Source organism: Burkholderia sp. BCC1985, assembly GCF_905339915.1.
Lineage (GTDB): Bacteria > Pseudomonadota > Gammaproteobacteria > Burkholderiales > Burkholderiaceae > Burkholderia.
This window is the reverse complement of the sequence record NZ_CAJPGY010000037.1, coordinates 1-25,833: the sequence shown is the minus strand read 5'-3', so window position 1 is coordinate 25,833 and position 25,833 is coordinate 1. Positions and strand designations below refer to the sequence as shown.

At 66.4% G+C, this 25,833-nt stretch carries 26 protein-coding genes, 1 tRNA gene and 1 pseudogene; 18 read left to right on the top strand and 10 right to left on the bottom strand.

Translation table 11 applies throughout. The features are described from left to right. Nucleotides 1-3: 3 nt before the first annotated feature. The 11 genes from fliP (at nucleotide 4) to U4Z31_RS28450 (ending at nucleotide 13,847) form a co-directional block, all read left to right on the top strand. Nucleotides 4-765: a flagellar type III secretion system pore protein FliP gene (fliP, locus tag U4Z31_RS28500; RefSeq protein WP_044845189.1), complete on the top strand. Its 762-nt coding sequence runs from the start codon at nucleotides 4-6 to the stop codon at nucleotides 763-765. Nucleotides 766-781: 16 nt separating this feature from the next. After that, nucleotides 782-1,054 (top strand): flagellar biosynthesis protein FliQ, encoded by a 273-nt coding sequence (gene fliQ, locus U4Z31_RS28495; protein ID WP_006750427.1) that lies wholly within the window; start codon nucleotides 782-784, stop codon nucleotides 1,052-1,054. 29 nt (nucleotides 1,055-1,083) lie between these two features. Beyond that, nucleotides 1,084-1,875: a flagellar biosynthetic protein FliR gene (gene fliR, locus U4Z31_RS28490; protein WP_321812082.1), complete on the top strand. Its 792-nt coding sequence runs from the start codon at nucleotides 1,084-1,086 to the stop codon at nucleotides 1,873-1,875. A 134-nt stretch (nucleotides 1,876-2,009) separates the two neighbouring features. Next, nucleotides 2,010-3,014 carry an ABC transporter substrate-binding protein gene (locus tag U4Z31_RS28485; protein ID WP_044845245.1) on the top strand — a complete coding sequence of 335 codons (1,005 nt, stop codon included), beginning with the start codon at nucleotides 2,010-2,012 and terminating at the stop codon, nucleotides 3,012-3,014. A gap of 115 nt (nucleotides 3,015-3,129) precedes the next feature. After that, a complete protein-coding gene (locus tag U4Z31_RS28480) occupies nucleotides 3,130-3,927 on the top strand; it encodes an ABC transporter ATP-binding protein (RefSeq protein ID WP_044845187.1) in 798 nt (265 codons plus the stop codon). 34 nt (nucleotides 3,928-3,961) lie between these two features. Further along, a complete protein-coding gene (locus U4Z31_RS28475) occupies nucleotides 3,962-4,819 on the top strand; it encodes an ABC transporter permease (RefSeq protein ID WP_124520428.1) in 858 nt (285 codons plus the stop codon). A gap of 76 nt (nucleotides 4,820-4,895) precedes the next feature. Beyond that, a complete protein-coding gene (locus tag U4Z31_RS28470; RefSeq protein ID WP_321812081.1) occupies nucleotides 4,896-6,263 on the top strand; it encodes a sensor histidine kinase in 1,368 nt (455 codons plus the stop codon). Nucleotides 6,264-6,369: 106 nt separating this feature from the next. Beyond that, nucleotides 6,370-7,047 carry a response regulator gene (locus tag U4Z31_RS28465; protein WP_044845185.1) on the top strand — a complete coding sequence of 226 codons (678 nt, stop codon included), beginning with the start codon at nucleotides 6,370-6,372 and terminating at the stop codon, nucleotides 7,045-7,047. A 256-nt stretch (nucleotides 7,048-7,303) separates the two neighbouring features. Then, nucleotides 7,304-8,434, top strand: coding sequence for a porin (locus U4Z31_RS28460; protein WP_321812080.1), 1,131 nt, complete (start codon nucleotides 7,304-7,306; stop codon nucleotides 8,432-8,434). A gap of 359 nt (nucleotides 8,435-8,793) precedes the next feature. Next, nucleotides 8,794-10,812, top strand: a complete 2,019-nt coding sequence (locus U4Z31_RS28455; protein ID WP_321812079.1) for a site-specific DNA-methyltransferase — start codon at nucleotides 8,794-8,796, stop codon at nucleotides 10,810-10,812. Then, nucleotides 10,812-13,847 (top strand): type III restriction-modification system endonuclease, encoded by a 3,036-nt coding sequence (locus U4Z31_RS28450; protein WP_321812078.1) that lies wholly within the window; start codon nucleotides 10,812-10,814, stop codon nucleotides 13,845-13,847. Before U4Z31_RS28455 ends, U4Z31_RS28450 begins: the two co-directional genes overlap by 1 nt. Nucleotides 13,848-14,107: 260 nt before the next feature. Here the strand turns inward: U4Z31_RS28450 and U4Z31_RS28445 are convergent, their stop codons facing one another. The 6 genes from U4Z31_RS28445 to U4Z31_RS28420 form a co-directional block, all read right to left on the bottom strand. Further along, entirely contained in the window at nucleotides 14,108-14,497 is a 390-nt protein-coding gene (locus tag U4Z31_RS28445; protein ID WP_124667511.1) for a hypothetical protein, read from the bottom strand. Nucleotides 14,498-14,719: 222 nt separating this feature from the next. Beyond that, nucleotides 14,720-14,974 carry a hypothetical protein gene (locus U4Z31_RS28440; protein ID WP_321812077.1) on the bottom strand — a complete coding sequence of 85 codons (255 nt, stop codon included), beginning with the start codon at nucleotides 14,972-14,974 and terminating at the stop codon, nucleotides 14,720-14,722. A gap of 56 nt (nucleotides 14,975-15,030) precedes the next feature. After that, nucleotides 15,031-15,333, bottom strand: coding sequence for a hypothetical protein (locus tag U4Z31_RS28435; RefSeq protein WP_044845179.1), 303 nt, complete (start codon nucleotides 15,331-15,333; stop codon nucleotides 15,031-15,033). A 282-nt stretch (nucleotides 15,334-15,615) separates the two neighbouring features. Continuing rightward, on the bottom strand, nucleotides 15,616-16,629 hold the full coding sequence (gene egtD, locus U4Z31_RS28430) for an L-histidine N(alpha)-methyltransferase (protein WP_321812076.1): 1,014 nt from the start codon (nucleotides 16,627-16,629) through the stop codon (nucleotides 15,616-15,618). Beyond that, nucleotides 16,613-17,851, bottom strand: a complete 1,239-nt coding sequence (gene egtB, locus U4Z31_RS28425) for an ergothioneine biosynthesis protein EgtB (RefSeq protein ID WP_321812075.1) — start codon at nucleotides 17,849-17,851, stop codon at nucleotides 16,613-16,615. The genes egtD and egtB overlap by 17 nt, the downstream gene beginning before the upstream one ends. Nucleotides 17,852-17,862: 11 nt before the next feature. After that, on the bottom strand, nucleotides 17,863-18,138 hold the full coding sequence (locus U4Z31_RS28420; protein WP_321812074.1) for a hypothetical protein: 276 nt from the start codon (nucleotides 18,136-18,138) through the stop codon (nucleotides 17,863-17,865). A gap of 299 nt (nucleotides 18,139-18,437) precedes the next feature. On the opposite strand from U4Z31_RS28420, the gene U4Z31_RS28415 reads away from it, so the two are divergent. Then, nucleotides 18,438-18,914, top strand: coding sequence for a carboxymuconolactone decarboxylase family protein (locus tag U4Z31_RS28415; protein ID WP_321812073.1), 477 nt, complete (start codon nucleotides 18,438-18,440; stop codon nucleotides 18,912-18,914). After that, nucleotides 18,914-19,795, top strand: a complete 882-nt coding sequence (locus U4Z31_RS28410) for a sigma-70 family RNA polymerase sigma factor (RefSeq protein WP_321812072.1) — start codon at nucleotides 18,914-18,916, stop codon at nucleotides 19,793-19,795. The genes U4Z31_RS28415 and U4Z31_RS28410 overlap by 1 nt, the downstream gene beginning before the upstream one ends. Before the next feature lie 230 nt (nucleotides 19,796-20,025). On the opposite strand, the gene U4Z31_RS28405 is transcribed toward U4Z31_RS28410, so the two are convergent. Next, nucleotides 20,026-20,102, bottom strand: a tRNA-Val gene (locus U4Z31_RS28405). A gap of 692 nt (nucleotides 20,103-20,794) precedes the next feature. Between U4Z31_RS28405 and U4Z31_RS28400 the strand changes: the two are divergent. The 3 genes and pseudogenes from U4Z31_RS28400 to U4Z31_RS28390 all read left to right on the top strand — a co-directional run. After that, a pseudogene (locus U4Z31_RS28400) lies at nucleotides 20,795-21,139 on the top strand (Imm71 family immunity protein); the annotation flags it as partial. Between the two features lie 23 nt (nucleotides 21,140-21,162). Then, nucleotides 21,163-21,486: a hypothetical protein gene (locus U4Z31_RS28395; protein ID WP_321812071.1), complete on the top strand. Its 324-nt coding sequence runs from the start codon at nucleotides 21,163-21,165 to the stop codon at nucleotides 21,484-21,486. 27 nt (nucleotides 21,487-21,513) lie between these two features. Next, nucleotides 21,514-21,831: a hypothetical protein gene (locus U4Z31_RS28390; RefSeq protein WP_321812070.1), complete on the top strand. Its 318-nt coding sequence runs from the start codon at nucleotides 21,514-21,516 to the stop codon at nucleotides 21,829-21,831. 498 nt (nucleotides 21,832-22,329) lie between these two features. Here U4Z31_RS28390 and U4Z31_RS28385 read toward each other — a convergent pair whose 3' ends face one another. Then, a complete protein-coding gene (locus U4Z31_RS28385; protein WP_321812069.1) occupies nucleotides 22,330-23,091 on the bottom strand; it encodes an anti-sigma factor in 762 nt (253 codons plus the stop codon). Beyond that, nucleotides 23,088-23,606 carry a sigma-70 family RNA polymerase sigma factor gene (locus tag U4Z31_RS28380; RefSeq protein ID WP_124520413.1) on the bottom strand — a complete coding sequence of 173 codons (519 nt, stop codon included), beginning with the start codon at nucleotides 23,604-23,606 and terminating at the stop codon, nucleotides 23,088-23,090. Before U4Z31_RS28380 ends, U4Z31_RS28385 begins: the two co-directional genes overlap by 4 nt. Before the next feature lie 158 nt (nucleotides 23,607-23,764). On the opposite strand from U4Z31_RS28380, the gene U4Z31_RS28375 reads away from it, so the two are divergent. After that, the gene (locus U4Z31_RS28375) at nucleotides 23,765-24,853 is read left to right on the top strand and encodes a catalase family peroxidase (RefSeq protein WP_321812068.1); all 1,089 of its coding nucleotides are present in this window, start codon (nucleotides 23,765-23,767) and stop codon (nucleotides 24,851-24,853) included. Next, nucleotides 24,850-25,383, top strand: a complete 534-nt coding sequence (locus U4Z31_RS28370) for a cytochrome b (protein ID WP_321807217.1) — start codon at nucleotides 24,850-24,852, stop codon at nucleotides 25,381-25,383. Before U4Z31_RS28375 ends, U4Z31_RS28370 begins: the two co-directional genes overlap by 4 nt. Nucleotides 25,384-25,643: 260 nt before the next feature. On the opposite strand, the gene U4Z31_RS28365 is transcribed toward U4Z31_RS28370, so the two are convergent. Continuing rightward, on the bottom strand, nucleotides 25,644-25,833 hold a 190-nt coding region (locus tag U4Z31_RS28365; RefSeq protein ID WP_321812067.1), incomplete at its 5' end, for a hypothetical protein.

Genomic DNA, 25,833 nt, shown 5'->3' with positions numbered 1-25,833 from the left:
CCGATGAAACACGAATTCCTGCGTCGCGCGGCGCGCTTCGCGCCCGTGCTGATCCTCTGCGTCGCCCCGGCGCTCGCGTGCGCGCAGGCGGCCGGCCTGCCCGCGTTCAACACGAGCCCGGGCCCGAACGGCGGCACCACCTATTCGCTGAGCGTGCAGACGATGCTGCTGCTCACGATGCTGTCGTTCCTGCCGGCGATGCTGCTGATGATGACGAGCTTCACGCGCATCATCATCGTGCTGTCGCTGCTGCGCCAGGCGCTCGGCACCGCGACGACGCCGCCGAACCAGGTGCTGGTCGGCCTCGCGATGTTCCTCACCTTCTTCGTGATGTCGCCGGTGCTCGACCGCGCGTACGCCGACGGCTACAAGCCGTTTTCCGACGGCTCGATGCCGATGGAGCAGGCCGTGCAGCGCGGCGTCGCGCCGTTCAAGACCTTCATGCTGAAGCAGACCCGCGAGACCGATCTCGCGCTGTTCGCGAAGATCTCGAAGGCCGCGCCGATGCAGGGCCCGGAAGACGTGCCGCTGTCGCTGCTGGTGCCCGCGTTCGTCACGAGCGAGCTGAAGACCGGCTTCCAGATCGGCTTCACGATCTTCATCCCGTTCCTGATCATCGACATGGTCGTCGCGAGCGTGCTGATGTCGATGGGGATGATGATGGTGTCGCCGTCCACCGTGTCGCTGCCGTTCAAGCTGATGCTGTTCGTGCTGGTCGACGGCTGGCAGCTGCTGATCGGCTCGCTCGCGCAGAGCTTCACGTAAGCGGAGGACGCGCACGATGACACCCGAACAGGTGATGACGCTGGCGCACCAGGCGATGATGGTCGGCCTGCTGCTGGCCGCCCCGCTGCTGCTGGTCGCGCTCGCGGTCGGCCTCGTCGTGAGCCTGTTCCAGGCCGCGACGCAGATCAACGAATCGACGCTGTCGTTCATCCCGAAGCTGCTCGCGGTGGCCGCGACGCTCGTGATCGCAGGCCCGTGGATGCTGACGACGATGCTCGACTACCTGCGGCAGACGCTGCTGCACGTCGCGACGCTCGGCGCCGGCTGAGCGGCGCGTCCGGCTTTCGTTCCCCGCCGATGTTCTCGGTTACCTACGCGCAGCTCAACGGCTGGCTGACGGCCTTCCTGTGGCCGTTCGTGCGGATGCTCGCGCTCGTCGCGACGGCACCCGTGGTCGGCCATGCGGCCGTGCCGGTGCGCGTGAAGATCGGCATCGCCGCGTTCCTGGCGCTGGTCGTCGCGCCGACGCTCGGCGCGATGCCGGGCGTCACGGTGTTCTCCGCGCACGGCATCTGGATCGTCGTCACGCAGTTCCTGATCGGCGTCGCGATGGGCTTCACGATGCAGATCGTGTTCGCGGCCGTCGAGGCGGCCGGCGACTTCATCGGCCTGTCGATGGGGCTCGGTTTCGCGACCTTCTTCGACCCGCATTCGAACGGCGCGACGCCGGCGATGGGCCGCTTCCTGAACGCGATCGCGATGCTCGCGTTTCTCGCGGTGGACGGCCACCTGCAGGTGTTCGCGGCGCTGGCCGCGTCGTTCCAGACGCTACCGGTGTCGGCCGACCTGCTGCACGCGCCCGGCTGGCGCACGCTCGCCGCGTTCGGCGCGACCGTGTTCGAGATGGGGCTGCTGCTCGCGCTGCCGGTCGTCGCGGCGCTGCTGATCGCGAACCTCGCGCTCGGGATCCTGAACCGCGCGGCGCCGCAGATCGGCATCTTCCAGATCGGCTTTCCGGTCACGATGCTGGTCGGGCTGTTGCTCGTGCAACTGATGATCCCGAACCTCGTGCCGTTCGTGTCGCATCTGTTCGACATGGGGCTGGATGCAATGGGGCGGGTGTTGATCGGGTGGCGCCAGGCCGCTTGAGCCGCCGATTGCTGGAAAACCCCTAAAGGAATCGCCCGCCCGCGAAAGGTACCGGAAGGTTTCGCCTCCCTATACTCGTCAGGACGATGCAGCAAGCATCGCGCCATACGAATACAACGAAGGAGACGACCCCGATGCGACCCATCCTGCGCACCCTCGCCGTGGCAGCCAGCCTGAGCTGCGCGCTCGCCGCTCACCCCGCTTTCGCCGACGACGGCGGCAAGATCACGATCATGGTCGGCGGGATCGCGAAGCTGATCTACCTGCCCGCGCGGCTCACGCAGGAGCTCGGCAACTTCAAGGCCGAAGGGCTCGACGTCGAGCTGCTGTCGCAGCCGGCCGGCGTCGACGCCGAGAACGAGCTGCTGGCGGGCGCCGTGCAGGGCGTCGTCGGCTTCTACGACCACACGATCGACCTGCAGAGCAAGGGCAAGGACGTAAAGGCAATCGCCGTGTTCGGCCAGGTGCCGGGCGAGGTCGAGATGGTGTCGACGAAGGCGGCACCCACCTTCAAGTCGATGGCCGACGCGAAGGGCAAGACGCTCGGCGTGACCGGCCTCGGCTCGTCGACGAGCTTCCTCACGCAATATCTCGCGCTGCAGCACGGCGTGCCGTCGACGCAGTACACGATGCTGCCGGTCGGCGCCGACGCGAGCTTCATCGCCGCGATCAAGCAGGGCCGCATCGACGCCGGGATGACGACCGAGCCGACGGTGTCCGCGCTCGAGAAGATGGGCGACGCGAAGGTCCTGGTCGACCTGCGCACGCTGGAAGGCACGCGCGCCGCGCTCGGCGGCACCTATCCGGCGGCGAGCCTGTACGTGCAGTCGGCGTGGGCCGATTCGCACAAGGCCGAAGCCACCAAGCTCGCGCACGCGTTCGCGAAGACGATGCAGTTCATCCACACGCACAGCGCCGAGGAGATCGCCGCGAAGATGCCAGCCGACTACCAGAAGGACAAGGCGCTTTACGTGTCCGCACTGAAGGCATCGCTGCCGATGTACACCGCCGACGCGAAGATGCCGGCCGACGGCCCGGCGACCGTGCTGAAGGTGCTGTCGGCGTTCAACCCGTCGGTGAAGGGCAAGCACATCGACCTGGCGCGCACCTACACCAACGATTTCGTGAACGCGAAGTAATCGATCTCGGCGCCGGCGGCGGCGATCCCGCCGCCGCGCGTTCCCCGTTCCGGCCCGGCTGACCGGCCCGGCGCCGCCACGATGCGGCGCCCTCCTCACCCGCAGGACGAATGCGATGACCCAGGCAGTTTCTCCGAGCACACCGGCGATCGAGTTTCGCAATGTGTCGTGCCGCTTCATTTCGCCGGAAGGCAAGGCCACCGTCGCGCTGCGCGACTTCAGCATGAGCGTCGCGCGCGGCGAGTTCATCGCGATCGTCGGGCCGACCGGCTGCGGCAAGTCGACCACGCTGAACCTGATCACCGGGCTGTTGAAGCCGGCTTCCGGCGAGGTGCGCGTGATGGGCCGCCCGGTCGACGGGATCGATCCGCGCATCGGCTTCGTGTTCCAGGCCGACGCGGTGTTCCCGTGGCGCAACGTGATCGACAACGTCGCGGCAGGCCCGCTGTTTCGCGGCCGCTCGAAGGACGTCGCCTACGCGCAGGCCGAGGAATGGATCCGCAAGGTCGGCCTCGACAAGTTCACGAAACACTACCCGCACCAGCTCTCCGGCGGGATGCGGAAGCGCGTCGCGCTCGCGCAGACCTTCATCAACCAGCCGGAAATCCTGCTGATGGACGAGCCGTTCTCCGCGCTCGACATGCAGACGCGCACGCTGATGCAGGACGAGCTGCTGCAGCTGTGGTCCGCAAACAAGGGCTCGGTCGTGTTCGTCACGCACGATCTCGAAGAAGCGATCGCGCTCGCCGACCGCGTGTTCGTGCTGACCGCGCGCCCCGCGACGCTCAAGCGCGTGTACGAGATCGACCTGCCGCGCCCGCGCGTCACGTCGGAGATTCGCTACGACACGCGCTTCATCGAAATTTCCAAGGACATCTGGCACGACCTGCGCGAAGAAGTGCAGATCGGCTGACAGCAGCAAGGACAGGACAGGATAGGACAGGAGCATGACCGACATGACGCTTCCCCCCACCGCCATTCCGGCAACGTCGCTCGAGGACGAGTCGCGTGCCGCTCAAACCCGGCTGCGCCGCCGCCGGCAACTGATCATCGGCCTGCGGATCGCCGTGCTCGTCGTCGTGCTGGGCGGCTGGGAACTCGCCGCGCGCCTGAAGTGGATCGATCCGTTCTTCTTCTCGCAGCCGACGCTGATCTTCGCGCAGCTCCAGGACTGGTTCGCGAACGGCACGTCGCAAGGGCCGCTGCTTACGCAGGTCTGGGTGACGCTCGAGGAAACCACGATCGGCTTCCTGATCGGCTCGGTCGCCGGCGTGCTCTGTGGGATCGTGCTCGGCCGCAACAAGCTGATGTCCGACGTGTTCGGCCTCTATATCCAGATCGCGAACTCGATCCCGCGCGTCGTGCTCGGCTCGATTTTCGTGATCGCGCTGGGCCTCGGCATGGCGTCGAAGATCGCGCTGGCTGTCGTGATGGTGTTCTTCGTGGTGTTCGGCAACGCGTTCCAGGGCGTGCGCGAAGCCGACCGCTACCTGATCGCGAACGCGCAGATCCTCGGCGCGTCGCGCCGGCAGATCACCACGTCGGTCGTGATTCCGTCCGCGCTGTCGTGGATTCTCGCGAGCCTGCACGTGAGCTTCGGCTTCGCGCTGGTCGGTGCGGTCGTCGGCGAATTCCTGGGTTCCAAGCAGGGCATCGGGCTGCTAATCTCCACCGCCCAGGGCGCGTTCAACGCGAGCGGCGTGTTCGCGGCGATGATCGTGCTGGCCGTGGTCGCGCTGGCCGCCGACTACCTGCTGACCTGGCTCGAGAAGCGCTTGCTCAAGTGGCGCCCCGCCGCGTTCTGAGCAACGCACGCATCATCGAATGACACGCCCGAACCGCGCCGGTTGCCCCGGCGCGGTTCGGCATTGAGGAGACGGAATGGCGCACAGCCTGCGCGGGCGGCTCTTGTGGTGGCTGCTGCTGCCGCTCGCGGCTTTCGTGCTGATCGCGGGCGCGATGTCGTACGACACCGCGCGGCGCACGGCCGGGCTCGTGCAGGACAGCGCGCTCGTCGCGTCCGCGCGCACGATCGGCGAGGACGTCGAATGGCGCAACGGGCGGCCGGCGGCCGACGTGCCGCCGGCCGCGCTGGAGATCTTCGAATCGCCGTCGGGCGATTCGGTGTTCTACAAGGTGATCGACGGCCACGACCGGCTGCTCGCAGGCAACCCGGCGCTCGCGGTGCCCGGGCGGCACGGGGTCGAGCCGACGCTGTACGACACGTCGCTCGACGGCGTGCGGCTGCGCGCGGCCGCCTACGATCGCCAGCTGTACGACGAGGGGCAGATCGAGACGGTCACGGTGATCGTCGCGAAGACGACGCGCTCGTACGACGCGATGGTCGCGACGATCTGGCGGCCGCAGCTCGTGCGCCTGTCGCTGATGCTGGTGCTCGCGATCGTGCTCGTCTATCTCGGCCTCACGCTCGAGCTGCGCCCGCTGATGAAGCTGAAGGACGACGTCGCCGACCGCGGGCCGATGGAACTGGAGCCGATCCGCCCGGAGCGGCTGCAGCACGAGCTGCGGCCGATCGTCGACGCGATCAACCAGTGCATCGCGCGGCTCAATACGCACACGGCCACGCAGCGTCGCTTCATCGCCGACGCCGCGCACCAGCTGCGCACGCCGATCGCAGTGCTCGACACGCAGATCCAGTACGCGCAGCAGCGCGACCACGACGATCGCGAGCTGGCGTCGGTGCTCGACAGCATGCAGCGCAGCAGCCGCAAGATGGCCGACGTGACCGACAAGCTGCTGCTGCTCGCGCACGCGGAAGCGACGCCGTCGACGCTGCTCACGCATCGCGTCGATCTCGCGGCCGTCGTGTCGAGCGTGCTCGAGGAAACGATCGTGCTCGCGCAGCAGCGCAACATTGACCTCGGCGCCGATCTCGGCGAACGGCTCGACGTCGCGGGCAGCGACAGCCTGCTGACCGCGCTGGTGATGAACCTCGTCGACAACGCCGTGCGCTATACGCAGCCGGGTGGCTGCGTGACGGTCGCGGCACGGCGCGACGGCGCCGCGGTCGTGCTGGAGGTGGTCGACAACGGCCCCGGCATTCCGGCCGAAGCGCGGCCGCACGTGTTCAAGCGGTTCTACCGCGTGTCGGCCGACACCGAAGGCTCGGGCCTGGGCCTCGCGATCGTCCGCGAGATCGCGCAGGCGCACGGCGGCAGCGCGTCGCTCGCGCCGGGCCCCGGCAATCGCGGTATCGTCGTGACCGTGCGGCTGCCCGCGTACGATTGAAGAGTGCCCCCAAACCGGTCGCTGCGCGCCAGGCCCCCGAAGGGGACTTCCTGCCGGGCGGGAAACTTGGGGCGGCCCGACGTTTCCTTGAAGAGATGAAGTCGCCATGAAACTCCTGCTGGTCGAAGACAACGCCGAACTCGCGCACTGGATCGTGAACCTGCTGCGCGGCGAGGATTTCGCGGTCGACTGCGTCGGCGACGGCGAGCGCGCGGATACGGTGCTGAAAACGGAGCGCTACGACGCGGTGCTGCTCGACATGCGGCTGCCTGGCATCAGCGGCAAGGAGGTGCTCGCGCGATTGCGGCGCCGCAACGACAACGTGCCGGTGCTGATGCTGACCGCGCACGGCTCGGTCGACGACAAGGTCGACTGCTTCGGCGCGGGCGCCGACGACTACGTGGTCAAGCCGTTCGAATCGCGCGAGCTGGTCGCGCGGATCCGCGCGCTGATCCGCCGGCAGGCCGGCGTCGGCACGACGCAGCTCGTGTGCGGCGATCTCGTCTATGCGTTCGGCACGCGTGAATTCCGCTGCGGCGACACGGTGCTCGCGCTGCGCCGCCGCGAGCATGCGATTCTCGAAACGCTGATGCTGCAGCAGAACAAGACGGTATCGAAGGCGCGGCTGATGGACAGCGTGTTCGCGCTCGACGACGAGCCGAGCGCGGATGCGATCGACATCTACATCCACCGGCTGCGCAAGCATCTCGCGCTCAGCACGGCCGAGATCATCACGCTGCGCGGGCTCGGCTATATCCTGCGCGCGAAGACCGCGCAGGACTGACGGCACGGCCCGCGGCATCGATTCGCAGCACGTAATGTTGTTTTGGCAGCCCGCGGGCTGCCGGCTTGCCCGATTCCCGATTATTGCGATTTCGGTGTTTTCACCGATCCGATTCTTTCCTCCGGGAAAGCGGCGTGAAGGATTGCCCCCTCTACGATGCTATGCGTCGGCCCTCTCGCTGTGGTCGGCAACAATCGGCATACATTACGTACTGCCAACAAACAGATTTCAATGCGGCAGCTCGGAGGAGACGATCTTGAAACGAAAAACCCTTGCCCTTTCCATCGCGGCGGCAGGCCTGTGCGCCGGCACCCAGGCGCAGGCGCAGTCGAGCGTGCAGCTTTACGGCCTGATGGACCTGAGCTTTCCGACCTACCGGACCCACGCCGACGCCAACGGCAACCATGTGATCGGCATGGGCAACGAAGGCGAGCCGTGGTTCAGCGGCAGCCGCTGGGGCCTGAAAGGCGCCGAGGACATCGGTGGCGGCACGAAGATCATCTTCCGCCTCGAAAGCGAATTCGTGGTCGCGAACGGCCAGATGGAAGACGAAGGCCAGATCTTCGACCGTGACGCGTGGGTCGGCGTCGAGGACGAGCGCTTCGGCAAGCTGACGGCCGGCTTCCAGAACACGATCGCGCGCGACGCGTCGGCGATCTACGGCGACGCGTACGGCTCCGCGAAGCTGACGACCGAGGAAGGCGGCTGGACCAACTCGAACAACTTCAAGCAGATGATCTTCTACGCGGCCGGGCCGACCGGCACGCGCTACAACAACGGCGTCGCGTGGAAGAAGCTGTTCAGCAACGGCATCTTCGCGAGCGCCGGCTACCAGTTCAGCAACTCGACCTCGTTCGCGACCGGCTCCGCATACCAGGTCGCGCTCGGCTACAACGGCGGGCCGTTCGCCGTGTCGGGCTTCTACAACCACGTGAACCACAACGGCTTCAGGAACCAGACGTTCTCGGTCGGCGGCGACTACTCGTTCAGCATCGTGCGCCTGAATGCCGGCTACTTCCGCTACAACGGCGACCAGGGCGCGCTCGGCCAGCGCCACGACGATTCGTGGACCGTGTCGATGAAGATCGCGCCGAAGGGCGCGCTCGACTACGAGCTCGGTTATCAGCAGATGCGCATCAAGAACGCCGCGTACAACGCCGACGGCTTCACGCCGAACGCGAACCTCGGCGCGTTCAGCCTGACCAACGGCGTCGGCAACGGCTTCAAGGAGACGATCTACGGGTCGGTGTTCTACCACCTGAGCAAGCGCACCGAGGTGTATCTGGCCGGCGACTACATGAAGCTGCATGGCGGCTACAAGGTGTCGTCGACGTTCGGCGCGAAGAACCAGCTCGAACTGACGTCGGGCATCCGCACGCGCTTCTGACCCGAGGGCCGGTCATCCGGGCGGGGCCCGCCGGGCTCCGCCACACCCTCCATCCGGGATTCTCCATGCTGGCACGGCGGCGCATCGCGCTGACCGTGCCCTTTTTTTCGCCGTTTTTTCGTCGCTTTTGGCCCGCGCAGCGCCCCCGGGGAACGCCGGTCGGCCGCCGCCGCGACGACCGGCCCGAAGCCGCTTGCGGCCCGTCGGACGGGCGATCGCGGCCGATGCGCGCACGATGCCCTCACATCGGTGCTTGACCTGCGCCGACCGACTCGCTAGCGTTTCGGGTTTGCCCGGGTGGCCATTGCCGCCGGAGCCGTGAGTGCGCCCGACGTCCTGGCGCACGCGGCCGGGCTCCGATGGAAAAAACGATGCAGAAACTCGATGCGGCGAGCCCGCAGGCGATGTCGACGGATTTCACCGCCGACAACGTCGCGCGCCTGAAGGCGCTGTTCCCCGAACTCGTGACCGAAGGCCCGAACGGCGCGTCGGTCGACGTCGACGTGCTCAAGGCGCTGGTCGGCGAGCGCACCGTCGGCGACGCCGACGAGCGCTACGGCTTCCACTGGCACGGCAAGCGCAGCGCGCGCCAGGCCGCGCTCACGCCGTCGACGGGCACGCTGCGTCCGTGCCCTGCCGACAGCGTCGCATGGGACGACACGCGCCACCTCGTGATCGAGGGCGACAACCTCGACGTGATGAAGCTGCTGCACAAGAGCTACGCGGGCAAGGTAAAGCTCGTCTACATCGACCCGCCGTACAACACCGGCAGCGATTTCGTCTATCCGGACGACTTCAGCGACAGCATCCGCCACTACCTGGCGATGACGGGCCAGACCGAAGGCGGCGTGAAGCGCAGCACCAACACCGAGGCGAACGGCCGGTTCCACACCGACTGGCTGAACATGATGTATCCGCGCCTGAAGCTCGCGCACGCGCTGCTGTCCGACGAAGGGCTGATCGCCGTGCACATCGACGAGCACGAGGTGCATGCGCTCGTGCTGATGCTGCGCGAGATCTTCGGCGAGGAGAACGAGCTCGGCGTCGCCGTGTGGGACAAGCGCAACCCGAAGGGCGATGCGCGCGGCGTCGCGTACCAGCACGAATCGCTGGTGCTGTTCGCGCGCAACGCCGAGACGCTGCTCGAGCAGGCGCCGCTGAAGCGCCCGAAGCGCAACGCGCAGCGCATGCTGGATGCCGCGCACGACGCGGTGTACCGCAGCGGCAACGCGAAGGACGCGCAGAAGGCCTACCGCGCGTGGATGAAGGCGCAGACCAACCTGTCCGGCGGCGAGGTGATGTACGACCGGCTGTCGGCCGACGGGCGCGTGTATCGCCTCGTGTCGATGGCGTGGCCGAACAAGAAGAAGGCGCCGGACGAGTATTTCACGCCGCTGATCCACCCGGTCACCGGCAAGCCGTGCGCGATGCCGGCGCGCGGCTGGCGCAACCCGCCCGCGACGATGCAGGCGCTGATCGAGCGCGGCCAGATCGAATTCGGTCCGGATGAAACCACGCAGCCGCAGCGGATCTACTACCTCGACGAGAACATGTACGAGAACGTGCCGTCGGTGCTGCCGTTCGCCGGCTCCGACGACGCGCTGCTGAAGACGCTCGGCATCCCGTTCGACCAGCCGAAGCCGGTCGATTTCGCGGCGGCCGTGATCGGCTGGTGCACGCGCGGCGACGACATCGTGCTCGACTGCTTCGCCGGCTCCGGCTCGACCGGCCACGCGGTGATGCAGGTGAACGCGACCGACGGCGGCGCGCGCCGCTACATCCTCGTGCAGTTGCCCGAGGCGCTCGACCGCCGCGACAAGACGCAGCTCGCAGCCGCCGATTTCTGCGCGAAGCTGAAGAAGCCGCTGACGCTCGCGGAAATCACGAAGGAACGCCTGCGCCGCGCCGCGCAGCAGGTCGCGCGCGACTACCCGGAAAGCTATGGCGACCTCGGTTTCCGCGCGTACCGGCTCGATACGACCAACGTGATCGAATGGGATCCGCGCCGCGACGACTTCGACCACGCGCTGTTCGCGTCCGTCGAGCACGTGAAGACCGGCCGCAGCGAGGACGACCTGCTCGCCGAACTCACGTTGAAGCTCGGCCTCGATCTGTGCACGCCGGTCGAGCATCACCCGGTCGCGGGCAAGACGGTGCACCTGATCGGCCGCTCGATCGTCGCGTGCTTCGACGCGCGCATCGCGCGCGACGACGCGGGCCCGCTCGCCGACGGCATCGTCGAGCTGCTCGACGCGACGGGTGCCACGCGCGACGTCACGTGCCTGTTCCGCGACAGCGGCTTCGTCGACGACGTCGCGAAGCTCAATCTCGCCGCGCTGCTCGAACAGCACGGCGTGAAGCGCGTGCGGAGCCTGTGATGCGGCTGCATTTCGAAGCGGATCTCGACTACCAGCGCGAGGCGATCGACGCCGTCTGCGACCTGTTTCGCGGCCAGGAATCGTATCGCGGCGACTTCAGCGTGCTCGCGAACGCCGCGCCCGGCACGACGGCCGCGGCGCAAGGCTCGCTCGGTTTCGCGGTGTCGGAGCAAGGCGTCGGCAACCGGCTGTCGCTGACCGACGACGCGCTCGCGCGCAACCTCGCCGACGTCCAGTTGCGCGGCGGGCTGCCGCCGTCCGGCCAGCCCGGCTCGCGCGACTTCACCGTCGAGATGGAAACCGGCACCGGCAAGACCTATGTGTACCTGCGCACGATCTTCGAGCTGAACCGCCGCTACGGCTTCACGAAGTTCGTGATCGTCGTGCCGTCGATCGCGATCAAGGAAGGCGTGCACAAGACGCTCTCGATCACCGAGGATCATTTCCGCGCGCTGTACGCGGGCGTGCCGTACGACTACTTCCTGTACGACTCCGCGAAGCTCGGCCAGGTGCGCCACTTCGCGGCGAGCGCGGCGATCCAGATCATGGTGATGACGGTCGCCGCGATCAACAAGAAAGAGATCAACAACCTCTATAAAGACAGCGAGAAGACCGGCGGCGAGAAGCCGATCGACCTGATCCGCGCGACGCGGCCGATCGTGATCGTCGACGAGCCGCAGAGCGTCGACGGCGGGCTCGAGGGGCGCGGGCGCGAAGCGCTCGCCGCGATGGCGCCGCTCTGCACGCTGCGCTATTCGGCCACGCACGTCGATCGTCACCACATGGTGTACCGGCTCGATGCGGTCGACGCGTACGAACGCAAGCTCGTCAAGCAGATCGAGATCGCGTCGGCGATCGTCGAGGATGCGCACAACAAGCCTTACGTGCGGCTCGTCGGCGTGTCGAACCGGCGCGGCGCGATCAGCGCGCGCGTCGAGCTCGACGTCGCGACGGCGGCCGGCGTGAAGCGCCAGATCGTGACGGCGACCGACGGCGACGACCTCGAACGCCTGACCAGGCGCGCGCTGTACGCGGGGCTGCGGATCGGCGAAGTGCATGCGGTGAAGGGCGCCGAGTACGTCGAGCTGCGCCATCCGGAAGGCGAGGCGTTCCTGTCGCTCGGCGAGGCGTTCGGCGACATCGACACGCTCGCCGTGCAGCGCGAGATGATCCGCCGCACGATCCGCGAGCATCTCGACAAGGAATTGCGCCTGGCCGAGCGCGGCGTGAAGGTGCTGTCGCTGTTCTTCGTCGATTCGGTCGAACGCTATCGCCGCTACGACGAGCACGGGATGCCGGTGAAGGGCGACTACGCGCTGATCTTCGAAGAGGAATATGCGCGCGCGGCGCGCGTGCCGGCCTACCGTGCGCTGTTCGACGGCGTCGACGTCGCGCTCGAAGTCGAGCGCGCGCACAACGGCTACTTCTCGATCGACCGCAAGGGCGGCTGGACCGACACGAGCGAAAGCAGCGCCGCGGCCCGCGAGAACGCGGAGCGCGCGTACGGCCTCATCATGCGCGAGAAGGAAGCGCTGCTGTCGTTCGACACGCCGCTGAAGTTCATCTTCTCGCACTCGGCGCTGAAGGAAGGCTGGGACAACCCGAACGTGTTCCAGATCTGCACGCTGCGCGACATCCAGACCGAACGCGAGCGTCGCCAGACGCTCGGCCGCGGGCTGCGCCTCGCCGTCGACCAGGACGGCGAACGCGTGCGCGATCCGGGCGTGAACACGCTCACCGTGATCGCGACCGAGCGCTACGAGTCGTTCGCGGAGAACCTGCAGAAGGAAATCGAGGCCGATACGGGCATCCGTTTCGGGATCGTCGAGGAACACCAGTTCGCGGCGCTGCCGGTGCAGGAAGGCGACGGGCCCGCGCATGCGCTCGGCATCGAGCTGTCGCGCGTGCTGTGGACCCATCTGCACGAGCAGGGCTACGTCGACGCGCAGGGCAAGGTGCTCGACCGGCTGAAGGACGCGCTGCGACAGAGCGCGCTCGTGCTGCCCGCGGCGTTCGAGACGCTGCGCGCGCCGATCGTCGCGACGCTGCGCAAGCTGTCGGGCCGCTTCGCGGTGCGCAACGCGGACGAGCGGCGCGCGATCGCGTTGCGGCGCGACGCGTCGGGCAAGGCCGTCGTGTTCGGCGACGACTTCCGCGCGTTGTGGGACCGTATCCGCCATCGCACCGTGTACAGCGTCGAGTTCGACAACGCGAAGCTCGTGCGCGACTGCACGGCTGCGCTGCGCGACGCGCCGGACATCGCGCGCGCGCGGCTGCAGTGGCGCAAGGCCGAGATCGACATCGGCAAGGCCGGCATCGAGGCGATCGAGGTGGCCGGCGCCGGCACGGTGCTGATCGACGAAGGCGAGCTGCCGCTACCCGACCTGCTCACCGAACTGCAGGACCGCACGCAGCTCACGCGCCGCTCGCTCGCGACGATCCTGGCCGACAGCGGCCGGCTCGACGATTTCCGCGTGAATCCGCAGCAGTTCATCGCGCTGGCCGCCGATGCGATCAACCGCTGCAAGCGGCTCGCGCTGGTTGCCGGCATCGCGTACCGGAAGCTCGGCGAGCGCCACGTGCATGCGCTCGAGTCGTTCGAGAGCGAGGCGCTGACTGGTTATCTGCGCAACCTGCGGCCGGATGCGCGGAAGTCGATCCACGAGGCCGTCGTGTGCGAGACCGACGCCGAGCGCGCGTTCGCCGATGCGCTGGAAGCGCACGACGGCGTGAAGCTGTACGCGAAGCTGCCCGCATGGTTCCGCGTGCCGACGCCGCTCGGCAGCTATCACCCCGACTGGGCGGTGCTCGCGGAGCAGGATGGCGGCGAGCGGCTGTACTTCGTCGTCGATACGCCGAATGCCGACGGCGACGTGACGAGCGAGCACGAGCGCGCGAAGCTCGCGTGCGGCGAAGCACATTTCCGGGCGCTGGTGGACGGCGGAGCGGCCGCGCGGTTCGTGCGCGTCAGGCAGGCCGACGCGTTGTTCGGGCCTGTTGCAGCCGTCGCGCCGCTGGCGAGCGCGGGACGCTGAAACGAAGGGCGGCGACGAGCCGCCCTTTTTTCATGGCGCGGGCCGCGGCGCTGCTGCGATGCTCGCGTATGGGAGAGCGAATCCACCTGTCATTCGCGTGAAAGCGGTTCGTATTCTGGCGCGTTCGTGCGTGCGGTTACGGCTGGTTGCAAATCGGGGTCGATGCGCGACGAGCAACGCGACACACCGCGGCGCCCCTTGGTCCGCTGGCAATGAAAAAGGGCGCCGAAACGCCCTTGTTCCGCATGCGTGCGCCGCGCTTACAGCGTGTGGCCGAATGCGTTCCGATGCGCGTGGCGCGTGGACTTCGATGCATGCGCGGTGTGCCCGTGCGAGCGCCCGTGACCGCTGCCCGGCTGCGCGCCGGCACGATCGGCGATCGAATCGGAGCGATCGGCTGCGCGCGACAGGCCCTTGTCGCGGTCGCCCGCGTGCATGCCGTTCGAGTTGCTCAGCGCTTCACCGCTCATGTGGCCGGCGGACATGCCGCCCGCATTGGCACCCATGCCGCCCATCCCGCCGGCACCATGGCCGCCGCCGTTGCCACCACCGCCACCACCCCCATTGCCGCCGCCCGCCGCCTGCGCGGAAACGGCGCCGAGTGCGAGCAGCGCAGCTGCGAGCACGGACAGATATCGTTGCGTTTTCATTGTTTGCTCCCTGGAGCGCGTTCGAGTGACTGCATTCTAGGTACGCGCGCGCTTCGTGCGGCGCGGCGTTGTAAATGATCGTAACGGCGCGCGCGGCGCGTTTTCGTCAGATTCGTTCGCCGCCGTTCGGCACGCTTGATGAACCGGCCGGCCGGCCGCCACCCAACAAGGAAAATGAAAGGCGGAGACGGCGCGATCGCACCGTTCCGCCGGCGGCTACGCTTACTGCGCCGGCTGCACGCCCTGCGCTGCGGCCTTGCGCTGCGCGGCCAGTTCCTGCTCGTGTTTCTTCGCCATGTGGCGGCCCACGATACAGCCGCCGACCGCGCCGACCACGGCGTGATGTCCCGCGTAGTGGCCGGCGACGCCGCCCACCACCGCGCCCTTCATGCAGCCCGCCGCGTGCGCGCTGCCGATCGTTGCAAGCGCGACGACGGCAGCCGCCGCGCTATACCTGATGTGTCGAATGCGCATCATGCGATCACGCTCCTCTCGTCGTCGTGCTCAGTGTCCTCGTGAAACGGTTGCCCGGTTCAGTTCCAGCGGCCGCGCCAGCCGTCGCCGTCACGCCAGCCGCGCTCGCGCCACTCGTGCTCGCGCCATTCGCGACGGCGCCATTCGTGTTCGCGCCATTGACGCTCACGCCAGTCGTCATCGCGATAGTAGCCAACCGGCGCGTACGTCACCGGCGGCGGCGCGACGTAGACCGGCGCCGGCGCCGCATAGACGCCCGGCACACCGATGCCGACCGACAGGTCGACGTGGGCCGATGCGACGCCCGAAGCTGCCAGCGCCGCTACGCCGAGAACTGCACCGAGGATAAGTTTCTTGCTCATTTCGCGACTCCCTGCACGTGTCGTGCGTCATGTGACTACGGTTCGGAGTCTAGGCACCACGGGCGGACACAGGTGAAACCGGTGTGCGAGACCGGTAACGGACGTTTACGGAGGGGCGCGAAGCCTTGCGGGACAAGGGTGACGAGCGATTCGACACGCCGTTGCAACGACGCATCGAATCGGGAAAGTCGGGAAATCTTGCCGGCGCGCGGGCCGGCGACGCAAATCGCACGCGTCCCGCGCGCACGCCGCGTGAGCGGATCGCGACGACTCGCGACGACGTTACGCGCGGATATCGTCGACGCTGCGCAACCAGTGCACGCTGAACAGGTGGTCCGCGTCGGTCCACACGGTGTCGGGCTCGAAGCCCGCCCGCCGCGCGATCGCCTGGAAGCCGTCTATCGTGAACTTGTGCGAGTTTTCCGTGTGGATGCGTTCGCCGGCCTCGAAGCGGAACGCGTGGCCGCGCACGTGCACCGTCTGCGCGATATCGCTGACGAGATGCATCTCGATGCGCTGCCGCTCACGGTCGTAGAACGCGCAATGCGAGAACGCGTCGAGATCGAAATCCGCGCCGAGCTCCGCGTTCGCGCGGGCGAGCAGGTTCAGGTTGAACTGGGCGGTCACGCCCTGCGCGTCGTTGTACGCGTGATGCAGCGTGCGTTCGTCCTTCACGAGATCCGCACCGACCAGCAGGCCGCCGCCGCGCAACAGCCGCGCGGCGTCGCGCAGGAACGTATCGGCTTCCTCCGGCGAGAAGTTGCCGATCGTCGAGCCGGGAAAGAAGCCGATGCGCCGGCGTGGCGTGCCGGTCAGCTCGGCGAGCTGCTCGGCCTTCGTGTAGTCGGCCGCGAGCGGCGCGACGTCGAGCCACGGATACGCGGCACGCAGTCGCGCGGCCGCGCCGTGCAGGTAGTCGGCCGAGATGTCGATCGGCACGTAGCGCGCCGGCGCGTTCGCATAGTTGTCCGCGCACGCGTCGAGCAGCACGCGGATCTTCTCGAGCGAGCCCGCGCCGAATTCGACGATGTCCGCATGCGGGCCGACGCGCCGCACGATCTCGGCCGCGCGATCGCGCAGGATCCCGAGTTCGGTCCGCGTCGGGTAATACTCCGGCAGTTCGCAGATGCGATCGAACAGCGCGGAGCCGGCCGCATCGTAGAAGTATTTCGGCGGAATGCTGCGCGGCGTGCGCGACAGCCCGTCGATCAGGTCGCGCTCGAACGCGCTCGGCCGCGCATCGCGGGCGGGTTGCAGGCCACCGCTCGTGGCCGTCAGATCAGACGTCTCGCGCAAGTCGCACTCCCGTGAATTGCCAGCGCGCGGCCGGCGGAAAGAAATTGCGGTACGTCGGCCGTTCGTGCCCCGGCGGGGTCGCGATGCTGCTGCCGCGCAGGACTTGCTGGCCGACCATGAACTTGCCGTTGTATTCCGCAGCGACGCCCGCGAGCGGCCGAAAGCCCGGATACGGCTCGTAGGACGAACGCGTCCACTGCCATACGTGCCCGAGCATCTGCGCGATGCCATCCGCGCCGAACGCGGCCTCCCATTCGAATTCGGTCGGCAGGCGTGCGCCGGCCCATTCTGCATACGCCGCCGCCTCGTAGAAGCTCACGTGACACACGGGCGCATCGGGCGCGAGTGGCTCGACGCCGTGCAGGCCGAACGCGCGCCAGGCGTGTGCGGCTGCCGGATCACCGTCGTCGCCGGGAATCCAGTACGCGGGCCCTTGCCACCCTTCCCGCTGCACCGTCGCCCAGCCGTCGGACAGCCAGTATTCGGGGCGTGCATAGCCGCCGTCCGCGATGAAGGCCGCGAATTCAGCATTCGTCACGAGACGGTTCGCGATCTCGCACGGACGCACGAGCGCGGTATGGCGCGGCCGTTCGTTGTCGAACGAGAACGCGGCGCCATCGTGGCCGATCTCGACGAGCCCGCCCGGCTGATGCAGCCAGCGCAACGGGCCGGCGTCGCCCGCGGACAGGGCGGCGTGCCCGGCGTGCACATCGGCGCCGCTGCGCGGCCGGAACGCGGGCTTCAGCGGGTTGCACGAGAACGCATGCAGCATGTCCGTGACGATCAGTTCCTGATGCTGCTGTTCGTGATGCAGGCCGAGCTCGATCTCGGGCGCGATCGTGGCGAGCAACGCCGGATCGGCACCGTCGAGCGCGCGCAGCATCGCATCGTCGACGTACTGCCGGTACGCGTGCACCTCATCGAGCGACGGACGCATGAGCAGCCCGCGCTGCGGCCGCGGATGGCGCGGGCCGAGTGCTTCGTAATAGGAATTGAAGAGGAACTGGAACGCGTCGTCGAACGGCGCGTAGCCGCGCACGCGACGCATCAGTACGACGGTTTCGAAAAACCAGGTCGTATGCGCGAGATGCCATTTCACCGGACTCGCGTCGGGCATCGACTGCACGGCTTGGTCTTCGGCGGACAGCGTCGCGGTCAACGCGATGCTATGGGCGCGCACGTCCTGGTAACGGCGCTGAAGCTGGGATGCAAGGAGGCTCATCGGTTTACCGTTCACGTCGCGATTCGCTGCGTTGCGTTGCCGGAAAAAGGAAAGCCTTGCGCTCGGATGCGCGCGGCTGACGTGCGACCTTCATTGCTGCGTCGTCGGGCAGCCGGCGCGCGCGCCGGGCCGCTGGTACGGCGTGACTTCATCTGCCCGTGCAGAACAGTATGGGCCAGAAATGTGAAGGTCGCGAATCGGATTTCGGGTGAAACGAGCGCGAAAGAAAAATGAAAGCATCGATCATGCGCGGGGCGGCGGCGTGACGAACCGTCGATGCCCGTCATGACGGCGGCTCGGAGGGTGAACGCAATGTGTATGCCCGCGGGTTCTCCATGCCGACGCCTCATGACATCCACGCCGGCGTCATGAAAGATCGGATGACACGGGTTCGCCATGGGAGCGGCGCCATGGAATTGAAATCGGCACGGGTCCGCGCGTCGGTGTCGCGGACCACGACACCGCCGTTCAACCGCTCTGCCCTCCGCGCGCTTCCCCGTTTTTGAAAATTTTTTTGCGTCGATGTCACAGGGGCGCAGGGCTCGCTCGTCATATCGCCGGAACCCACACGAAAGGAGAAGGAACCATGACTGCGAAACTCAATCCGTTTGCCGCCGCGCCCGCATTGATGAAGAACTGGATGGCCGTCTCGGTCGCCGCTGCCGGGAGCCTCGAGCCGACACTGATCGAGTTGGTCAAGATCCGCGCGTCGCAAATCAACGCGTGCGCGAACTGCCTTAACATGCACACCGTCGAGGCGCACGAGCAAGGCGAGACCGAGCAACGCATCAACCTGCTGGCCGCATGGCGTGAAGCGCCCTGCTACACCGACCGCGAACGCGCGGCGCTCGGCTGGACCGACGCGCTCACGCGGCTTTCAGAAGGCCATGGCGCGCACGAGGCCGCGTATGCGGCGCTGAACGACCACTTCAGCCAGGAGGAACAGGTGAAACTCACGGTGATGATCAACGTGATCAACGGCTGGAACCGGCTGGCCGTCGGCTTCGGGCTGTGGATCGATCCGGCCGAGGCGAAGGCCGCTGCCGCGAAGATGGTGGCGTGATGCCCCACCTCGATCCGGCCGCCGGCAGCGCCGCAGACCGGGCCGACGCAGCGTCGAGCTTCGACCCGCTGCGTCGGACGCTGATGCGCGTCGCGTACCGGATGCTCGGTTCCGTCGCGGACGCCGAGGACATCGTGCAGGAGGCGTTCATCCGCTGGATGGACGTCGATCGCACCGAGGTGCGCGTGCCCGAGGCGTTCCTGCGCCGCATGGTGATGCGCATGTGCCTCGACCAGCTGAAGTCCGCGCGGCACCAGCGCGAGACCTACATCGGCCCGTGGCTGCCCGAGCCGGTCGTCGAGGAAGATGAACAGGAGGACGTCACGCTGCCGCTGATGCTCGCGCTCGAACGGTTGTCGCCGCTCGAACGTGCGGCGTTCCTGCTGCACGACGTGTTCGGCCTCGGGTTCGACGAGATCGCGACGACGATCCAGCGTGACCCGGCCGCCTGCCGGCAGCTCGCCGCGCGGGCGCGCACGCATGTGCGCGAGGCGCGGCCGAGGTTTCATGTCGAGAAGCAGCGCGGGATCGCACTGGCCGAGGCGTTTTTCGCGGCGTCACGCAGCGGCGACATGCGCGCGCTCGGCGCGATGCTCGCCGAGGACGTGAGCCTGCACTCGGACGGCGGCGGCAAGCGCACGGCCGCGGGCAAGCCGGTGTTCGGCTTCGAGCGCGTGATGAAGGTGCACGCGTACCTCGCCGAGCTGTTCGCCACGCATGCGTCGAAGCTCGTGCGCGCGGGGTTCATCAACGGGCTGCCGGGGTTCGTCACACTGGAAGCGGATGGCGAGCTGCAGACGACGGCTCTCGAGATCGAGGGCGGGAAGGTCGTCGCGATCTATGTCGTGCGGAATCCTGACAAGTTGAAGCATCTGCATTGATGCGTAACGAGCGGGGGCTTTGCGACCGCTTTTCGTGCTCTGCGCCCTGCTTTTACCCACTGCCGGCTGCCTGTCGTGCATGGATCGCACACGATGCATCTGCACATGCCTGCGCAGTTTCGACCGCAAAAAGAAAAACGCCACGCGATGTTGCCGCGTGGCGTTTGTATGTTGGCGAGCCGGATTGCCTGTAGGCAATGCGAGCTGCCAGACCCCTTCATTTTGTTCGTTGGTAGGCTCGATTGGATTCGAACCAACGACCCCCACCATGTCAAGGTGGTGCTCTAACCAACTGAGCTACGAGCCTAAGAAGCCGCGAATTATAGAGAGGGTTTTGGAGGTGCGCAAGCCCCTTCTTGAAAATTTTTTGAATCGGGGCGTGCGGACGACGACGATCGATGGTGCCTGGCGATGCGGGATACGTCGGCTTCACCACTTTGCCTCACAGCAAAACGTGTCGATGCGCTGTGGTGTTATCCACATTCCCCTCTGGATAACCGTCCGACAAGCCTCTGGATTCACAGTGGAACGATTGAGGATATGTCGGCGCGGCTGTGAATCGACGAAAAGTTGTTCTGTGCTTCACAGAGTTTTGCGTGTGCATCGCCTGTGGTTATGCGTTCCGATTCGTCTTGGAAATTCATGGCGTTACGGAGGTTATCCACTGTGAGGCACCGAGCTTGTTAACTATCACTACGTATGTATACGAACTCTGTTAACACCTTTGGATAAGCACAGTCCGTCGACTGTGATCCGGGCAGGATATGCACTGCGTGCGGTGGATGGATCAAGCGACGTCGAAGCCGGTGACCAGTTCGAACGCTCGTATCTGTAGAATCGCCGGGGTTCAGGATCGTTGTCGGTTCAAAGGCCGACGATTCAACATCAGGTTCGATCCGATCGATGAGGGTACCCGTCGATGAGACGCTGGTAACGAATATCGCTGGCCGCGTTGCGAGCGCTCATGACCGATGTGGCGCGGTTGTACGAGGATCCCTTATGACGAACACGCCATCGTCGTACGACATGACGGACGACACGACGCGGCGCAGGATGTTCTGGCTGCTTCGACGGCTGACCAGTCTTGCGCTCTGGAAAGCCAAATGCGATGCCTTCAAGATATTCGCGGACGCGTACCAAGTCGCTATCAAGACATGGCCGGCTAACGATCCGGAAGTAATGGAAGCTGACCACCTCAGGACGATTTTCGAAATCTTGAGCGACTACGACACGGGCGTAGCCGAACTCGGGAAGAGGCGGCGCTTCGTATGGTGCGCAGGCCAAGCAGCTCCTTACCCGCCCAAGGTCGATGCACTTCACCAACTGACGCGTGCGTCTCAATTTCATTCGGGGAAACAGGTGACGCGATGCCGCTGATGAATTGCCCGTCCCACGGACATGTAGGCGGCGAGCTCGTGACGCGGACCGTATCCGACCTCATCAACGACCGCAGCAACTGGAAGGGCGGCCGTCGGATCGTCCCGCTGCTGCTCGTGCGGCACGAAATCGAGTATCCCGGCTACATGCTGGAATCCGAAGAGGCGAAAGTGCGTGAGCTGGGCGGTACGCGTGAAGGAGGGGGTGTCTACCGCTTTGACGACGACGAGTCGATGGAAGCAGCCATCGGACTACTGACGGCAACGTGTGCTGATTGCCTAAGGGAATTGATGGCCGTGCAGAAAGAAGGGTGAGGTGAACGGGATGTCTCAGGAGGACGGATGGCCAAGCTGAATTTCGGGACCATCGGCCGGTGTTCCATCGATCTCGATACCGCGGCGCTGCTCGGTCTGAGGGCTGCCTATGAGGAGTTTGCAAAGACCGGGCAGGATCTGAAAAACGTCAGGATCTGCATCACGGACGAAAGTGCGGCCAGAATGGATCCTGGGCCTGAGGACCACGTAATCAGCATGACCTTCGTGGCGCAGATGCCTCCCGGCATGCGTGGACTCGGCAATGCAAGCCCGCTCGGGACGTCGATCAAGTACGTGATCTCCCCGGAAACCGGCGAGATTCTCGGGGCTTACTCGCCCAAGTGATGTCCGTGCGGCCGTGGCGCCCGATTGTCGCGTGTGGACAACCGGCACGCAAAACAATCAGGAACGCTGTGTGCCCCCCTCGGGAACACATTGATTCGAAGCGCTCACGCGCATGCGAACAACCCGTGAGCGGCCGAATCGAAATCCTGTGTACCAGCTCGGCGAGGGCGATGTGGATATCGCGACCCAAAGACACTCGAAATGCTGTGCGGTCCGAAGGTGAGTGATTCAACCAGAGACGGCATGCGGAGCCGCTGCGGCCGATGTGGATATCCTGCGTCCAGAAGATGCCAAACCCTGTGACGTCGGAATCGAAGAGGGTCTACCCATCCGGGATTGCACCGCGACGAGGTTCGCGGTGTGGACAACCACCACGAAAGCGAATTTAAACGCTGTGGCCCCGAACGGTGAACGTGAGTGCTTTCAGGCTTGTCGAACCGCATCGGACGGACCGCAGTCAGCGCACAACGGCCACCAACGGACAGCATATCGTCCAGCTCAAATCTGCTGATCGAGCGCCCTCACGACCGCGTGCTCACCAAGACTATCCACAGGCCCGACCACCGCGAAGTTGAGCCCATTCACCGACCCATACCGCGCCAGCAACGACCCATCCACGCGTTGCCCGGCCGGCAGCAGCCGATGTTTCGATTCCGCGGGCCGGAGATAGAAGCTCAGTGTCCGCCCGGCGTCGTCCTCATAGAGCACCATCGCGGCCGTGGCCCCACTGTCCGTCGTAAACAACCGTCCGCCGACCGGCCTGAACCCCGCCGCACTCAAATCCGGCAGCCTCGCCGATGCCCCGACGCGGCGGGTGAGCCACCCCTGCAAATCGCCCGCACCGTTCGGCCGGAAATCCACCTTCGCGGTTTGATCGACCACCATCATCCGGTAAGCCTCGACCGCATCGCTCATCGGCGCAATCGGCGGCGCCGCGTTCCACCCGCGCGCTTGCCACCCACCGAACGTCCCGAGCCCGATACAGAACACGAACGAAGCCGCCATCGCGAACCGCACCCGCGAGCGCTCCGCACGCTTCGCACGAATTGCCGCCGGATCCAGCGCAGGATTCTCGCCAGGCATCCGCACGCCTTCGAGCGAGGCCCGCAACCGCTGCGCATCCTGCTGCCATTGCTTCACCTGTTCCGCACTCTCCGGATGCAGCGCGAGATATCGCTCGACCGCGGCGCGCGCATCGTCGTCGAGCTGGCCGTCGACATAGGCCTGGAGATCGTGTTCGTCGGGACGGAGCGTATTCATTTCATCAAACGGAGAGAAGGAGCGGGAAGCTCGCCGTCGCTGAGCTGGCGCAGCGCCTGGCGGGCGCGGGAGAGTCGCGACATCACGGTGCCGATCGGCACGTCGAGCAGGTCGGCGACTTCCCGATACGTGAAGCCCTCGACCGCGACGAGCAGCAGCAGGCTGCGCTGCTCGTCGGACAAACGGCCGAACGCTTCGAGCGTCGCGCGCGCGGCCACCTCGCGTTCGGCGGACGGCCAGTGCGCTTCGTCGTCGTCGCGAATGCGCCCGAGCAGCCACGCATAGCGCTTCGCGCTGCGTTTGCCGTCGAGAAACTGCCGGTAAAGGATCGTGAAGAGCCAGCTGCGCAGCGACGCGTCGTCGCGGCGGCTCGCCCAGCGCGACAGCGCACGCTCGAGCGTCGACTGGACGAGATCGTCGGCCGCATGGACATCACGTGCCAGCCAGAGCGCGAAGCGTCGCAGCCTGGGGATGAGTTCGCGTAATGCGTCGTCGTCGGGGGCGTTTGAGGGCATGGCCGGGGGCGCGAGCCGATAAGCGTGGAGATGCCGCGTAGGACGCCGGTCGGCGCCGCTTATTCCGTCAGCATACGAAAAATTTCTTCATGGAATAAAGCGGCGCGGGTGGCGTCCTACACGCGTTCGACAATGATCTGACGATCGGGAGTGCATCCATGAAGCAATCATCCTCTTCTTCACCGCCGCGCGAGCCTGGGCGCGGATGGTGGCGCTGGGCCGTGATCGGCGGCGCGGTGGCCGGCGTGGCCGTGGCGTTCGGGTATGTCGGCGGCTGGCTCGCGCCGGCGCGTCTGACCCCGCACCGGCTCGTCGACGCGCTGCAGACGGCCGGCGGCGAGCATCCGGGTTTCCGGCGCAATCACGCGAAGGGCGTGTGCGTGACCGGCTATTTCGAAGGCAACGGCGCCGCGAGCGCGTATTCGGTCGCGCCGTTCTTCAAGGCGGTGCGCACGCCGGTGGTCGGCCGCTTTGCGCTGCCGGGCGGGAATCCGTATGCGCCCGACAGCAGCGTGCCGATCCGCAGCCTCGCGCTGAAGCTCACCGCACCGGACGGCCAGCAATGGCGGACCGGGATGAACGCGATGCCGGTGTTTCCGGTGGCGACGCCGAAGGCGTTCTACGCGCAACTGCTCGCGACCCGGCCGGATCCGGCGACGGGCAAGCCCGATCCGGAGAAGGTGAAGGCGTTTTTCGGCGCACATCCGGAGACGGCTGCGTTCCGCGCCTGGGTGAAGGGAGCGAAGCCGAGCGCGAGCTACGTCACCGAAAGCTATTACGGGCTGAACGCGTTCTACTTCGTCGACGCGGCCGGCAAGCGCCAGGCGGTGCGGTGGCGCGTCGTGCCGGAGCAGACGTCGGGCGCCGGCGACGTCGCGACGGCCGCGGATCCGAACGTGTTGCAGCAGGACCTGACGCGGCGCATCGCGGACGGCGCGCAGAAGTGGAAGTTGCTGGTCACGCTGGCGGAACCCGGCGACCCGGTCGACGACGCGACGAAGACCTGGCCCGCGCAGCGGATGACGATCGACGCGGGCACGCTCGTGCTCGATCGCGTGGAGCCGCAGGACAGCGGCCCGTGCCGGGACGTGAATTACGACCCGACGGTGCTGCCGCAGGGGATTCAGGTGTCGGGGGATCCGTTGCTGGCGGCGCGGTCGGCGGCGTATGCAGATTCGTATCTGCGCAGGACGAGTGAAGAGGCCGGCGTGGCTGGCGCGGCGCGATTGAGTGCGGAGGGACGATGATGAAGGCTGCTACGACGTTTGGCTTGCCGGCGAGGCTGCTGCATTGGGTGATGGCCGCGATGATCCTCGCGATGCTGTTCATCGGGGTAGGAATGGTGGCGTCGGTTTCCGGGCGGCACGATTTCCTGGTGGCGTTGCACAAGCCGCTGGGGATTGCCGTGCTGGTTCTGGTGTGTGTGCGGATCGTGGTGCGGCTGTCGTCGAAGCCGCCGGCGTTGCCTGAGGATTTGCCTTGGTGGCAGAAGATTGCCGCGCATGGGTCGCATCTGGTGCTGTATGCGCTGATGCTGGCGATGCCGCTGATCGGGTGGGCGATGCTGTCGGCTGGCGGGTATCCGGTGACCTTGGGCGGCGGCGTGCAGTTGCCGGCGATCGTTGCGGCTGATCCGGTTGCGTTCGCCTGGCTCAGGGTCGCGCATCGCGTGCTGGCCTATCTGTTCTTCTTGACGTTCCTCGCGCACTTCGCGGCGGCGCTGTATCACGGACTGATTCGACGGGACGGCGTGGTGAGGGCGATGGTTGGGCGGTAATCGACAGAAGATTGAGTTCGCTGCGGCGGGGCGGTTCACGGGCGACCGAGGCTGCTCTTGCCGTGCCGCTTATATATGACCACTAGGGCGGCTCAGCGGCTCCCGGCCTAGCACGTCAAAAATATTTCACAAAAGGGGTTGCGGAGACCGGGGCAGGTGCTTAGAATCACGCCTCTTTCGCGCTAACGGAAACGCGGCGCGGGGGAAGAAGGGAAGCGGTGCTGTTGAAGTCTGTTTTATCGACTCCAGTGCATACGAAATTAAACCGCAGTCGTCGCAACGAAGTAGTTAAAAAAGTTGTTGACGAGTTTTAAAAAACGGTTGATAATCTCGCTTCTCTGCTGCTGAAAACGCAGCGCTGCTGAGAAAACCTCCGGGTCCTCGCAGACATGCTCTTTAAAAATTAACAGCCGATAAGTGTGGGCGCTTGATGGACGCGAGCTGATCCTT

What these genes read in the sequence shown, in the direction of transcription:
- U4Z31_RS28485 (WP_044845245.1), top strand. Translation starts at nt 2,010, where the DNA reads ATGCGACCCATCCTGCGCACCCTCGCCGTGGCAGCCAGCCTGAGCTGC.
- U4Z31_RS28480 (WP_044845187.1), top strand. Translation starts at nt 3,130, where the DNA reads ATGACCCAGGCAGTTTCTCCGAGCACACCGGCGATCGAGTTTCGCAAT.
- U4Z31_RS28390 (WP_321812070.1), top strand. Translation starts at nt 21,514, where the DNA reads ATGGCCAAGCTGAATTTCGGGACCATCGGCCGGTGTTCCATCGATCTC.
- U4Z31_RS28455 (WP_321812079.1), top strand. Translation starts at nt 8,794, where the DNA reads ATGGAAAAAACGATGCAGAAACTCGATGCGGCGAGCCCGCAGGCGATG.
- U4Z31_RS28370 (WP_321807217.1), top strand. Translation starts at nt 24,850, where the DNA reads ATGATGAAGGCTGCTACGACGTTTGGCTTGCCGGCGAGGCTGCTGCAT.
- U4Z31_RS28420 (WP_321812074.1), bottom strand. Translation starts at nt 18,138, where the DNA reads ATGACGGGCATCGACGGTTCGTCACGCCGCCGCCCCGCGCATGATCGA.
- egtB (WP_321812075.1), bottom strand. Translation starts at nt 17,851, where the DNA reads ATGAGCCTCCTTGCATCCCAGCTTCAGCGCCGTTACCAGGACGTGCGC.
- fliQ (WP_006750427.1), top strand. Translation starts at nt 782, where the DNA reads ATGACACCCGAACAGGTGATGACGCTGGCGCACCAGGCGATGATGGTC.
- U4Z31_RS28450 (WP_321812078.1), top strand. Translation starts at nt 10,812, where the DNA reads ATGCGGCTGCATTTCGAAGCGGATCTCGACTACCAGCGCGAGGCGATC.
- U4Z31_RS28410 (WP_321812072.1), top strand. Translation starts at nt 18,914, where the DNA reads ATGCCCCACCTCGATCCGGCCGCCGGCAGCGCCGCAGACCGGGCCGAC.
- U4Z31_RS28385 (WP_321812069.1), bottom strand. Translation starts at nt 23,091, where the DNA reads ATGAATACGCTCCGTCCCGACGAACACGATCTCCAGGCCTATGTCGAC.
- U4Z31_RS28435 (WP_044845179.1), bottom strand. Translation starts at nt 15,333, where the DNA reads ATGAGCAAGAAACTTATCCTCGGTGCAGTTCTCGGCGTAGCGGCGCTG.
- U4Z31_RS28475 (WP_124520428.1), top strand. Translation starts at nt 3,962, where the DNA reads ATGACCGACATGACGCTTCCCCCCACCGCCATTCCGGCAACGTCGCTC.
- U4Z31_RS28440 (WP_321812077.1), bottom strand. Translation starts at nt 14,974, where the DNA reads ATGATGCGCATTCGACACATCAGGTATAGCGCGGCGGCTGCCGTCGTC.
- U4Z31_RS28415 (WP_321812073.1), top strand. Translation starts at nt 18,438, where the DNA reads ATGACTGCGAAACTCAATCCGTTTGCCGCCGCGCCCGCATTGATGAAG.
- U4Z31_RS28395 (WP_321812071.1), top strand. Translation starts at nt 21,163, where the DNA reads ATGCCGCTGATGAATTGCCCGTCCCACGGACATGTAGGCGGCGAGCTC.
- fliP (WP_044845189.1), top strand. Translation starts at nt 4, where the DNA reads ATGAAACACGAATTCCTGCGTCGCGCGGCGCGCTTCGCGCCCGTGCTG.
- fliR (WP_321812082.1), top strand. Translation starts at nt 1,084, where the DNA reads ATGTTCTCGGTTACCTACGCGCAGCTCAACGGCTGGCTGACGGCCTTC.
- U4Z31_RS28380 (WP_124520413.1), bottom strand. Translation starts at nt 23,606, where the DNA reads ATGCCCTCAAACGCCCCCGACGACGACGCATTACGCGAACTCATCCCC.
- U4Z31_RS28465 (WP_044845185.1), top strand. Translation starts at nt 6,370, where the DNA reads ATGAAACTCCTGCTGGTCGAAGACAACGCCGAACTCGCGCACTGGATC.
- U4Z31_RS28470 (WP_321812081.1), top strand. Translation starts at nt 4,896, where the DNA reads ATGGCGCACAGCCTGCGCGGGCGGCTCTTGTGGTGGCTGCTGCTGCCG.
- U4Z31_RS28375 (WP_321812068.1), top strand. Translation starts at nt 23,765, where the DNA reads ATGAAGCAATCATCCTCTTCTTCACCGCCGCGCGAGCCTGGGCGCGGA.
- U4Z31_RS28445 (WP_124667511.1), bottom strand. Translation starts at nt 14,497, where the DNA reads ATGAAAACGCAACGATATCTGTCCGTGCTCGCAGCTGCGCTGCTCGCA.